12 protein-coding genes are annotated in these 12467 nt (G+C 46.4%); 9 read left to right on the top strand and 3 right to left on the bottom strand.

The features are described 5' to 3' along the window. Positions 1-10: 10 nt before the first annotated feature. Together M3194_RS18600 and M3194_RS18595 are read right to left on the bottom strand one after the other, a co-directional pair. Positions 11-904 carry a DNA-primase RepB domain-containing protein gene (locus M3194_RS18600; RefSeq protein ID WP_251655577.1) on the bottom strand — a complete coding sequence of 298 codons (894 nt, stop codon included), beginning with the start codon at positions 902-904 and terminating at the stop codon, positions 11-13. Between the two features lie 164 nt (positions 905-1068). Then, positions 1069-1482, bottom strand: a complete 414-nt coding sequence (locus M3194_RS18595; RefSeq protein WP_251655576.1) for a CHRD domain-containing protein — start codon at positions 1480-1482, stop codon at positions 1069-1071. Between the two features lie 419 nt (positions 1483-1901). Here M3194_RS18595 and M3194_RS18590 point away from each other — a divergent pair, with 419 nt between their 5' ends. From M3194_RS18590 to M3194_RS18565, 6 genes are all read left to right on the top strand, one after another. Then, complete coding sequence (locus M3194_RS18590; protein WP_251655575.1) at positions 1902-3059, top strand: Gfo/Idh/MocA family protein; 1158 nt, start codon at positions 1902-1904, stop codon at positions 3057-3059. Positions 3060-3073: 14 nt separating this feature from the next. After that, the gene (locus M3194_RS18585; RefSeq protein WP_251655574.1) at positions 3074-4147 is read left to right on the top strand and encodes a Gfo/Idh/MocA family protein; all 1074 of its coding nucleotides are present in this window, start codon (positions 3074-3076) and stop codon (positions 4145-4147) included. A gap of 30 nt (positions 4148-4177) precedes the next feature. Further along, a complete protein-coding gene (locus tag M3194_RS18580) occupies positions 4178-5041 on the top strand; it encodes a sugar phosphate isomerase/epimerase family protein (protein WP_251655573.1) in 864 nt (287 codons plus the stop codon). Positions 5042-5043: 2 nt separating this feature from the next. Further along, entirely contained in the window at positions 5044-5871 is an 828-nt protein-coding gene (locus M3194_RS18575; RefSeq protein ID WP_251655572.1) for an AraC family transcriptional regulator, read from the top strand. Positions 5872-6081: 210 nt separating this feature from the next. Continuing rightward, positions 6082-6411 (top strand): PadR family transcriptional regulator, encoded by a 330-nt coding sequence (locus M3194_RS18570; protein ID WP_251655571.1) that lies wholly within the window; start codon positions 6082-6084, stop codon positions 6409-6411. Between the two features lie 14 nt (positions 6412-6425). Continuing rightward, positions 6426-7280, top strand: coding sequence for a pentapeptide repeat-containing protein (locus M3194_RS18565; protein WP_251655570.1), 855 nt, complete (start codon positions 6426-6428; stop codon positions 7278-7280). A gap of 111 nt (positions 7281-7391) precedes the next feature. Here M3194_RS18565 and M3194_RS18560 read toward each other — a convergent pair whose 3' ends face one another. Next, a complete protein-coding gene (locus tag M3194_RS18560) occupies positions 7392-8783 on the bottom strand; it encodes an ABC transporter substrate-binding protein (RefSeq protein WP_251655569.1) in 1392 nt (463 codons plus the stop codon). Positions 8784-10179: 1396 nt separating this feature from the next. Here M3194_RS18560 and M3194_RS18555 point away from each other — a divergent pair. The 3 genes from M3194_RS18555 to M3194_RS18545 all read left to right on the top strand — a co-directional run bounded on the left by M3194_RS18555 (position 10180) and on the right by M3194_RS18545 (position 12330). Further along, the gene (locus M3194_RS18555) at positions 10180-10743 is read left to right on the top strand and encodes an NADAR family protein (RefSeq protein ID WP_251655568.1); all 564 of its coding nucleotides are present in this window, start codon (positions 10180-10182) and stop codon (positions 10741-10743) included. Positions 10744-11201: 458 nt separating this feature from the next. Beyond that, entirely contained in the window at positions 11202-11675 is a 474-nt protein-coding gene (locus M3194_RS18550) for a UPF0158 family protein (protein WP_251655567.1), read from the top strand. 178 nt (positions 11676-11853) lie between these two features. Further along, positions 11854-12330: an NUDIX domain-containing protein gene (locus M3194_RS18545; protein ID WP_251655566.1), complete on the top strand. Its 477-nt coding sequence runs from the start codon at positions 11854-11856 to the stop codon at positions 12328-12330. Positions 12331-12467 lie beyond the last annotated feature (137 nt).

Genomic DNA, 12467 nt, shown 5'->3' with positions numbered 1-12467 from the left:
TGGATGGACTTCATGAAGCATGCCGGGCGCGGCGCTTTCCCCTGAGCTTCGCCGCAACCGCAGGTTTTAATTCCAGCAACGCAATAAGCTCCTCTTGCGTAAACGGCTTCTCCCTGCCCCATTGTTTCACCTTGACCATATAAGGGCTGCCGGGATTTTTCATATGGTAGAACCCCGGGATACGCATAACCCTGGATAGGTTGGTGATCATCGGATCGGAATCGAAGGTTTGGGCCAATGCTTTTTGAATAGGAACGAATTTGCTTATGTCTCCGCCTTGCATGATCCAATAGATGTGATAGCCGTTTTTCGTTTCGACGATCATCGTGTCCTTGATGCGGTGCCCATGCTTCTTTAAGAATTGTTTTTTTAACTCGGCTATTCTCTGTTTCGTGCGCTGGGCTAGAAGGCGATATTGGCCTTGTTTATTCTGTGTAATGGTAATGGACTGAAGCCGTTCAGAAGGGTCGGAGAGAATGGCGTCGATCTTCTGCTGGACCTGCTCTTTTGTTTTGAAAAGCGCTGAAATTTTATTTAGATCAACATCGATGAATTGTGCTCTGATGGCTTTGAACGGGGTAGCCCTCGTCGTTTCCCTGCCGTTAATCTCCATAAAAACGGCATAGCCCTTTTTATTTAGCCACAGCGCATTTACAAGTTTATTTCTTCTTGTATAGAGCTTGATTCGAGGGGCCAGCTTTTCTAAGGAATGAAAGGGCTTATGCAAGGCTATTGCGGGAAGCTCGGTAGCAAAGCTATGGCCTCGGTTATTGTTTTTGGCGTCATAGATTAATAAGAATTGCAATTGATCGCTTGGCTTGCAGCCAAGCTTCTCGATAAACCGGTAGGCGTGACCGGCATATAGCTGCACAGGATTGGAAACTTTCGCCCGGCTTTGCGTCATTGACCACATCTCCTTATAAGCCCGCGTTACCTGGGAGTTCGTATCTAAACAATCATATTCTGACAAGATGTTATTCGTGTAAAATGCCGTACCCATTTTTCCGTATTTCTTCCCCGGAATGCTGAAAGCCAGCCGCATGCGGCCGGCTTTCAGCATTCAGTTAATTATGGGCGATTTTTCTTGAAAACTTGGCCGCGAATTTCCCCGTCCGGATTTTGAACGGTATGCACATTGATGTAGGCGTTGCCTCTTTCGAATTCACGGATAAGATCGCCGATCGTCTTTCCGCTTAGAGGGCCTTCCAGATCGCTGCCGGTCAAAGTTCCCCGGATAATGCCGCGTTTGACGGAGATGCCGAATTGCGACGGGCCGAACAGAAAGGCGACTACAGGACCGTTTTCGCCTTTTTGTCCAAGATGAATGTGGGCTGCTGTCACTTTTTTAATGTTTCGGACAACAAGTTTGAAAGACAACTGGTTGCCGCTGCCGCTCAGCTGAAAAACGGCAAATCCCGTAGCATTGGTTCGTACGGGAGGGACTTCGTTTCTACCATTCAAAATCGCTTTAAACCTCTTCATAGCATTCACTCCTCTTCGTTCATACAGCAGTTTATTGATGAAGTAAGAGGATGGCTTGTTCGACTGCCTAAGTTTGGATAATTGTGATACAAGCTACCCTGAAAACGGGCTTTCATCTCGACACCTACAGTTAAATGAAGGAGATTCAAAAACAACAGCGGCCGAAGTCCAAGCTTTCTCGCAGTGCGACCATCCAGTTCAATCACTGTTAACCACAGTTAAATCGAAGTTCATCCACAATCTAAAGCACAAGAGAAGCCACAGCATCGCTCCGCGCCACCCTGATTCGCCCACCTCAGAACAACCACAGTTAAATGAAGCCCATTATTGGCTCATTAGAATCAAGCGCTTTCATAACGTGCCATGCTAGAATGGAAGAAGAGATTCCTTATTTCATCAAGCATGGAGAGGGTGTAATCATGGTACGTATCGGTATAGTTGGATTAGGAAATATGGGAACGGGGCATGCCCGTTATTTGATTACAGGAGGCGTCAAAGGCGCTGAACTGACAGCAATATCCGACGTTCGTCCGGAGCGTTTGGCAGAGGTAAAAGCGGAATGGGGTGACCATATTCAAGGCTTCCTGAGCCCGCAGGAAATGTTCGAGTCCGGCGCCGTTGACGGCGTAATTATCTGTACGCCGCATTACGATCACCCGGAGCAGGCAACCGCGGCATTAAACGCAGGACTGCATGTATTGATTGAGAAACCAGCAGGCGTCTACACTCGCTCGGTCCGCGAGATGAACGAAGCTGCCGCGAAGAGCGATAAAGTATTCGGCATTATGTACAACCAGCGCACCAATCCGCTGTACGCGAAGCTGAGAGAGCTGATTGCTTCCGGTGAGCTGGGCGAGATTCGCCGCACGAACTGGATTATTACGGACTGGTACCGTTCGCAAAGCTACTACAACTCCGGCGGCTGGCGCGCAACCTGGGCTGGCGAAGGCGGCGGCGTTCTGATTAACCAGGATCCGCATCAGCTCGACCTATGGCAGTGGACAACGGGCCTTATGCCAAAACGCGTCCGTGCATTTTGCCAGTTCGGCAAGCACCGCGACATTGAAGTAGAAAACGACGTTACGGCTTATGTCGAATACGAGAACGGAGCTACGGGCGTATTCGTAACTTCGACGTTTGAATCGCCGGGCACGAACCGTTTCGAAATTTCGGGCGACCGCGGCAAAATCGTGATCGAAGACAATAAGCTGACCTTTCATCGCCTGCGCGTACTGGAATCCGAATTTAACGAGACGTACACGGGGGGCTTTGGCCAGCCGGAATGCTGGAAGTTCGAAATTCCGATCACGGGCAGCGGCGGCAGCCATCAGGAAATCACGCAAAACTGGGCGGATGCCATCAACAAGGGAACTCCTCTTATTGCACCGGGCGAAGAAGGCATTAAAGGCCTCATGATCTCGAACGCGATGCTGTTGTCCACTTGGACGGATAATTGGGTTGACCTGCCAATCGACGAAGATTTGTTCTATGACAAGCTTCAAGAGCAAATCGCCAAGTCCGACTCGAAGAAAAACGCGAACGAATACCATACGCTGGATGTTTCCGGCACGCACTAATCAGGAGGCCAACCATGTCAAAAGCTAACGGAATGAACTATGCGCCGCAAGGAAAGCCTCGTCCGGTTGTTGGACAAGGCGAATTCCTTTTCGCCGCAATGTCGCTCGATCACGGACATATTTACGGGATGTGCAACGGCCTCCGCGAAGCGGGAGGCACTTTGAAATGGGTATACGATCGGGATCCGGCCAAGGTAGAGGTGTTCTGCCGCACGTATCCGGAGGTGAAAGTTGCCCTTTCCGAGGAGCAGATCCTTCAGGACCCGGAAGTGCAGCTGGTTGCCGCGGCAGCCATTACGAATGCACGCGGGCCGCTTGGCGTGAAGGTTATGCAGCACGGCAAGCATTATTTCACTGACAAAGCTCCGTTCACAACGCTGGATCAATTGGCGGATGCCAAGAGGACAGCTGCGGAGACGGGCAAAAAATATTCGGTTTATTACAGCGAGCGCCTTCACGTGGAAAGCGCGGAATTCGCCGGCCAGCTTATTAAGGACGGCGCGATCGGCCGCGTCCTGCAGGTAATCGGATTAGGACCGCACCGCCTGAACGCGCACATGCGTCCGGATTGGTTCTTCCAAAAGGAACAATACGGCGGCATCCTGTGCGATATCGGCAGTCATCAGATCGAGCAGTTCCTTTATTATGCCGGCTGTAAGGATGCTAAAGTCCAGAACAGCAAGGTAGCCAACTATAATAACAAGCAGTATCCGGAGCTTGAGGATTTTGGAGATGCTACCCTTATCGGCGATAACGGTGCAACCAACTACTTCCGCGTGGACTGGTTTACGCCAGACGGCTTGTCCACTTGGGGAGACGGCAGAACAATGATTCTCGGCACTAACGGTTATATTGAGCTCCGCAAATACGTGGACATTGCAAGAAGCAATACGGGAGATCATCTGTTCCTGGTGAACGGCGAAGGCGAACACAAAATTGAAGTGAAGGACCAAGTGGGCTTCCCTTACTTTGGCGCCCTCATTCTTGATATCTTGAACGGAACGGATCTTGCCATGCCGCAGGAGCATACCTTCAAAGCGGCCGAGCTGTGCCTGGAGGCGCAAAGACAGGCTGTTCAGGTCGAGTAGAACTATCATTAACGAAAGAAGGTTTCTTATATGAAGCTGTCTATTTTTACAGTTGCAACTCCAGAGCTTTCTCCGGAGAAATTGGTAAGCGTTGCCCGCGAGGCCGGCATTGACGGTATCGAATGGCGTTACAAGGAAGCTCCCGAGAATGCGTCCGAGCAGAAGCCGTCCTTCTGGGGAAACAACCTGTGTACGCTGCTTCCTTCCGGTGGAGAAGAGATGGCTGACCGGTTCCGCGATGCTGCAGCTGCGCAAGGGTTAAGCTCGATCAGCGTTACACCTTACTTGACGGCAGGCGATCTGGAAGCAACGGAGGATGTTCTTCGCAAAGCGAAACGCGTAGGTGCGCAGTTCATCCGCCTGGGGGTTCCCGGTTATGACCGTTCCCGTCCATTTGGCGAGCTGTTTGCGCTGACCCGCCAATATTTGAAGGATGCCGAAGGCCTATGCCGCCAGTACGGCATTAAAGGTCTGGTAGAGACGCATCATCAGACAATTGCTCCAAGCGCATCGGCAGCTTACCGTCTTGTTGAAGGTCTGGATCCTTCCTTTATCGGTGTCTTGTTTGATCCGGGCAACATGGTGCATGAAGGCTTCGAGAATTACCGGATGGGGATGGAGATTCTCGGTCCGTATCTCGCCCATGTGCATGTGAAAAACGCGGGCTTCGCAACCGATGGCATCGCCGAAGACGGAAGCGTGCGCTGGAAGTCGGAGTGGAGCGGGATCAAGGAAGGCGTTGTACCGTGGAAGCAGGTTATTGCTGATCTGAAAGCGGTAGGTTATGACGGTTATCTCGGCGTTGAGGATTTCAGCGGCCAATTCCCTGAAACCCAGCAAATGCTGAAGCATTTTGTTGCGTACATGCGCGAGCTGCTGCAAGCCGAGGCTTAAACATGCTGGATTTGCATTACTGGTCAGACCAGCCGATAGAGCCGTTTTTTCACTCCCATATGCACTACGAGGTTTATTATTTTCATGGCGGCAAATGCAACTATCTGATTGGCGACCAGATTTACGAGCTTGCTCCGGGTGATCTGATCATCATGTACGGAATGACGCTGCACTGCGCCAAGGCGGATCCATCGGTTGAGTACATCCGGTCGATCATCCACTTCGAGCCGACTTCGCTGCAGCCTTATCTCGAATTGCCGCACGCCCGGAATATTCTTCAGCCCTTTCAGCAGCTGAACAATTACCGGCTCCGGCTAAGTGGAGAAGACAAAGCGGAGGTAGAGCGGATCCTGGCCGCAATGGATGAGTATCAGAAGCGCGGAGATGTCATTGGCGACAACCGGTTCAGACTTGCGTTTGTCGATCTGCTCTATATGATTCTTGATCATTGCGAGCAGCCGCTGCTAAATCGGAACAGGCAGGAATACAGCTCGGAGAAGGAAGCGACGGTACAGCGCATCATTTCGGTGCTGGAGGAGAATTACACCGATGACCTGAATATGGAGCTGCTAGAGGAGCGTCTTCACTTAAGCAAATCGTATCTCTCCAAGCTGTTCAAGGAAGTGACCGGCGTCACGATCTTTCATTATATTTATACGAGAAGGATCAATGAGGCGAAGATTCTATTCCTCATGCAGCCGGAATTATCGGTTACGGAGGTATGCTTCCGGCTAGGGTTCAAGCATCTGGCGCATTTCAGCAGGCTGTTCAAACAGTATGCCGGCATGCCGCCGGAGCAATTTCGCAAACGCGAGCAAGTACAAACGTAACGCAAAAACCGGCATTCTCTCTTCATGAGGGGATGCCGGTTTTTTATATTTATAATAGATCATAGAGCGACGCGGGTATTTTTTCATTTGCATTACCCAAACTTAAGAGGTTGCAGTATAGCTCTAATCGAACAAATGGGTATTTCATCGGGAATAGTACCTTTACAGTCATAGTAATAATTTTGTATGATACATGAGCGGGGTGATTAAATGAGCGAGAATAAAATTACATCCGACTTGCTGCGCGGACATACCGATACGATGATTTTGCGACTTTTATCCGAAGCAGACCGCTATGGGTACGAAATTGTCAAGTTGATTGCGGAGCGTTCGGATGGTGAATATGAATTAAAGGAAGCAACCATGTACTCCAGCGTCCGGCGTCTTGAGGCGGAAGGCGATATCGAATGGTATTGGGGCGACGAATCTCAAGGCGGCCGGCGAAAATATTTTAGAATTACCGAGAAGGGCAGGGAGTCTTACGCCCGCAACAAAAGCAACTGGGAGTATTCAAAGCGCGTCCTTGAAAACTTACTATAGGGAGAGTGGATGATTTGAATCCGAAATTGACCAGCTATCTGAACGGAGTTTTCGCACCGTACGACGGGGTGAAAAGCGTGGAGGAATTGAAGGCGGATCTGCAGGAACGGTTCCGCGAACTTATAGAAGAAGGCAAGGACGACGCAACAGCTTTCGAGATGACCATTAATAGCATTGGCGATATCGAACAAACAGTACTGGAGGTTGCTAACCTCTCCCGGTCGCTGGAGCGCCAGGTGGTGACAAACTTCAGCGCAAGCAATTTACATAAAAGCGATTTTGCCGACGTGATTGCGCGCAAGGGGAAGTTTTCGGGAAGCACGCTGCAAGGATCCGATTTCTCCAACGCAGACCTGACCGGCAGCACGTTTTCGGCAAGCGATGTGCGTGAAGCCATTTTCGACGGAGCAAACCTTACCGACTGCAATTTTACTTCTCTGGATCTTTCGGATACAAGCTTCAATAAATCCACTCTGGTGCGTACCAGCTACATCTCTTCCGGTCTGGACCGCGCAAAATTTCTGGACGTCAAATTAACGGATGTGAAGATGAACACGACCGACCTTAGAAAAACCATTTTCGTAAATTGTATGTTTGACGGCGTGGAATTCAAATATTCCGATCTTACGGGCCAGTGTTTCGACGGGCAAACCTTTATTGGCGTCAAGTTCGAGAAGTGCGGATTAAACGAAGTTACGTTCAGAGGCTCGACGCTGAAGAATGTGTCTTTCCATCCGGGGTTTACCTTGACTAAAAAATACTACCGCGCTATCAAAACCATCTGCTTCGACGGCGCGATGATGGATAAGCTGACCTATGCCGCCCTGAAAGGCATGGACGCCGATTTGTCAAAAGTTACGGTTATATAAATTGCCTAGCGCCTAGTTATACGAGAACCCGGTATCGTACAAGTACCGGGTTCTTTGCGTTTCAGCTCCATGCAAACCAGAAAATAGACGGTCATTGTTATGGCTTTCCGACTATTCGTTGAGGATGAGGTTGACCTTGCTTTGCACGATCTTCGCCACTTGTTCCGCCGTTTTCTGGCCGCTGAAGAAGGCTTTTGATTCATTCTGGATCGTCTTGTCTATATTCGAGGGGGCATGGACCCAGTGAACGGCTTCCTTCAAATCCTTCTTCAGCAAATCCAGCATTCCGACATCAACGGCTGTATCGGGATGCGACTCCGTTTGAATCGTGCCCGCCGATTTTAACTGCTCGACTTGCTTGTCGTAGGCGTTCATGTTAATTGGGAAGCCGTGTCCGCCGGAAGCATCGTCAAGATGTTGTACTTCAGATTCCATGAGAAAGCGGATAAAATTCCAGGCCTCCTGCTTATGGGGGGAGTTAGCGCTGATGCCCACTGAACCGTAAGTGCTGAAATAACCGCCTGCGCCCATATCCTGTGGATGCGGCTTCGCATATAGCGTCGGATTTGCAATTAGATCGTTGAATAGATATGTGCCGAAGGAGCTGATGGTGTTCTCGCTGAAATAAGCATGCGCGTTCTGGGTGGCTGCGCTGCCTCTGCCTCCTCCGTCCTTGAGCATGTCGAAGAGCAGACCATCGTCGACCATTTCTTTGACTTGATCGATGAGCTGGATGAATGCAGCCGAATCGAATTTTCGTTCGCCGTTTTTCTCTTTGACTAGATGGGTGAAATTTTCGGCGGCCATTTCGCTTAGGAGGATGGACGGCTCGCCGATAATCGCGTTTTTGAACTCTCCCTGTTGCTGTAGTTGCCGGGCCGTATTCAGGAAATCGTTCCAAGACCAACTGCTGTCGTCGATCTGTACGCCGGTTTTGCCGATAGCCTGGCTGTCGCCGACCAAGCCGACAAGGGAGAAATATAGCGGCATGCCGTACAGCCCGTTGCCGAGCTTCGCGTTGTTCAGGATATTGACGAAATAATCCTGAGGACGAAAGGACGAGTCTCCGGCCATCAACTCGTTCAAGTCAGCCAGCAGACCGCGTTTCGTATAGGCTTCCATCGGCAATTCGTCCATCTCAATCAGATCAGGACCTTTACCCGCCAGTACAGCCGTATTTACGCCGGTCACGAATTTCTCATAGTAGGCCATCACTTCGTCGAGATCCTTCCCAGAGGTCGGCGTAGCTTGCAACAGGATCTCGACGTTGGGATAAAGCTCTTCGAATTTCTCGATAGCTGCCTGCATCTTATCGCTCAGATAGTAAGTAGCGAACGTAAGCTTTACGTGCCCGTCAGTGCTCACACCGTCCACGGGCTGCTTTACTATTTCGGAGGAGTTCCCGGGTGAAGATGAACCCGAGCCTGGTCCCGATACGTTATTAGAGCTGCAGGCAGCGAGCAGAAATGCCATGCTTAGCAAAGAACTTGCGATGCTTCTCACGTTGATTCCCCATTTCGAATTGTCATGAGGAAAAGTATAAGGGATAGATGTTGCCAGAGTTTGGCCGGGATGTATCCGACATGTCAAATTAGCATGGTGGAGGTTCTCATGCCCGGTCATCTAATATCTCCGATATTTTGGATAACTTCCTAAGAGGAATCCCTATTAGAAACCCTGATAACATCTTAATGAGCGAAACAACATTCTTGTCTATTGTAAGGAATCGTGATTACATCAAACTTACTTCGTGTGGTCTAAGAACACTTGAAAGTATTCGATTCTTTATCAGTCTTTTGAAAAATGCCTTGTTCAGTAATACCCACTTACCGAGTTTCTGATGATTGATACGGTCGGAATGTATCTTGGAAAAACATCCACATCTATACTCGTCCCACTTGATGAAACTGATATTGCAGAGGGTATACAGGAAGGTATAAGTGATCCACAGAAATATACTAACCTATATAAGTACTTTCTCGAACTCCATAAAAATTACAGCGAACATATGCATTGTGAAACATTTTAGAGTAGATGGCAGAGAGGGAAGTGATATCGGTTTGATTGATGATATTGGAACTAATACTGCATCGCAGGCAGCAGTTGGAGGACAAGATGTCTAAGCGAAAAAGAAGGTCAGGGGACCAGGACAACAAGCCCGAGGAAGATTCCACTTCCATGGGCTTTTGTTGTTTCATCTAAGAAAACAGGGCGACTAGGCAATCTACCGTATAATTGGTAATTTCATGTCGTGATACTATCAAGGTTCTTTTTCATTTCTACGTAATTTCTTGTCGTTTATTTTTGGACGTGAAAATCCCTTTATACTGCTCCATCGACAAAAAAAGCACTTATTAAGGGTTTTATGAGCTATATTTAAGGCTGAAAAAAAGTGCGAACAGACAAGACTTCATTATGACGAACGGGCAGGATAACGCAACAAATCCAATTAATTAACGTCTATTTACTGGGGAAATATTCTAAAATTTCAGGAGAAATATTTATGAAATATAAAAAAATATTAGTAATGGCGGTTCTATTGTTCGCTTATATCTTGGCGTGTTTTAGTTGATCTTAACGGTAGTAAAATTGTTATGGATGCTTCAGGACGTTCTTATACTCTTGAAAATCTTTTCTTTTACAATGAATATATTTTCAGTGGAAGTAATACCGCGCTTAATCTCAAACATGATAGAATTTTCTTGCTCTGTACAAGTGTTGTTTACTTGGTTTTTAACCTAATGAAAAAATACAAGGGTATGCGTCGTTGACAAACTTAAATAATAAATCATTCCAAAATTAAGCTATCGGGTAACATCAGTTTAAATAATCACCAGGTGAGGTTACCGGTTTAGAAAAACCGGATATTGTTCTTATTTCGATAGAAAGGAGGTATAACATGTACTATTCTCTGAAAAGTCTACAACATGCTTATGAGGCTGGAGAAAAGTTGAAATTCCTGTTCTTTTGGGGTCACACACCTTCGGCAGATGGTCATATTAATAGCAGTTGTTTAAGCCAATGGTGGGGGAGCGAATTTATAGTTGAAAACGAGCAGTATAGTTTTGCGGAGCAGTTTATGATGGCCGAAAAAGCTAGGTTATTTGGCGATAAAGAAATGCTCGAGGCAATCATGAAGTCGAAGCATCCTAAAGAGATGAAAGCATACGGGCGTGCCATTAAAGGTTTTAATAATGAGGTTTGGGAAAGCATTTGTTATGATATCGTGCTTCGAGGGAACCTAGCTAAGTTCGAGCAAAATCAGGAACTGTTAGAATTTTTGAAGTCTCATCATAATTGCGTATTTGTTGAGGCTAGTCCAGTGGATCGAATATGGGGGATTGGTCTCGCACAAGACCATCCTAACTCGATGAATCCAATATTGTGGGAAGGAAAGAACCTACTTGGATTTGCTTTGACTGAAGTCCGAGATCGGTTAAATAAAGGGCAGGCGCTCAACTAACGGCGAACTTTAACTCAACAAAAAGACAGCTCCCAATAATCAATCGGCACTCCAATGAACTATTGAAGGAACTTTAGGAGAATTTATGATAAAGTCAGTAACTATCTTAGTGTTGGCTATGCTTCCGAGTATTGCAACCATATTTTTATTAATCGAATTCTTCCCTTATACAGGTCTAGGAAGAATCGTTAGCATTCCAGTGACTTTGATTTTAAATTTGACTTTCTTTGCTTGGTTTCTATTTTTATTACTTAAGCTAAAATCGAGGACATTCAAATTATTATTATGGATTGCTGCCATATTATTAAGCGTAGCATTGGCAATTTTCTTGCATCCGCAGGAACATTTGCCAAACGTTATGTCACAGCTGTGGAACCAAATCTTGTTGGATTAATTTATTCTACGATCGGGAAACGATAGTTCAGAACAAAATGATGAGTAGGAAAGGAACGATTATATTGATTAAGGTACCCATCAGTTTAGATGAATTAGTCAGCGAGATTGAGATTGGGATTGAGGATACGTTTACTTATATAGATGTAACAACAGGTGAAGTGATTACGTTAACTAGAGAAGAAATTCGAGCTGCTGAAGATGAACAGCCGCTTGAAAATTTTCCGGAATGGCAAAGAGAGAACATTCAAAGGGCAATTTGCATACTTGAGGATGAACAGGAGAAATATGTCGACTTCACGTTAAAAAACGAATACAACGAAAATGAACTCATAGAAGAGTTCATTTCAACTCTTGAAAATGAAGAGATTAATGAAGCGCTAAATGCCGCAATTATTGGGAAAGGCGCATTTCGCAGATTTAAAGATAAAATAATACAATTTGGCATTGATAAGCAATGGTATACCTACAAGGAAAACAAGATAAAGGAATTGGTGATTGAATGGTGTATCGAACATGACATTGAGTTCCAATATTAATTACACTAAAAAATGAAGCTGCCGTCATGGCAGCTTCATTACGTTAACGGGCAGTTATGCTTAATCATCACCCCTCCTTTTTCTATAGGTAATTTAAATAAAGACATAGGTTTTAATTATTTAACACTATAATGCTCGTAGGTTATAATTACCATAAATTAGTTGGCGAGGTGTGGAGATGAATGTATCTTGTACTGCAGCTGGTTTAATTGTAGAAGATGGTCATGTTCTTTTTGTAAAAGTTACTTATGGAGCAAATAATGGGTGCTGGATGTTACCAGGAGGTTTTGTTGACGAAGGGGAAACATTTCAGGAAGCCGCAATAAGAGAAGTGCAAGAAGAGAGTGGATTGACTGCCAAAATAAAAAGCCTTATTGGTGTGAGAGATGGGATTAGAGCTATTCCGAACGGCAGTGAACATGGAATATACTTAGTCTTTGAAATGGAAGTAACTTCGGGTACTGTTTGTATCGATGGTTATGAGGTTTCTGAGGCTAGATTTATACCAGTAGAAGAAGCATTACGAGATCCATTGGTAATCGACTTAACGAAAGAAATGATACTTGCATATCGTTTGAATAATAATGGGTTGCGTCAACTACAGAAAGCAGTCCAAACTAACAATAGCTGGACTAAATATGAAGTTTTAGCTTGAAATTCAATTGAGGCATTAAGCTATCGGGTACTATAGTTCAACGAAACTTGGAGCAGTTGCTACGGCAATTTGCTCCTCTTTTTTCATTGAAGTAACGGGCAGGTTAGTTCCAATATGTGCTAACATGTAATTGTAAT

The organism is Paenibacillus glycanilyticus (genome assembly GCF_023715145.1).
GTDB lineage: Bacteria > Bacillota > Bacilli > Paenibacillales > Paenibacillaceae > Pristimantibacillus > Pristimantibacillus glycanilyticus_A.
The sequence above is the reverse complement of the archived record's forward strand: the minus strand, read 5'-3'. Positions and strand labels throughout refer to the sequence as shown.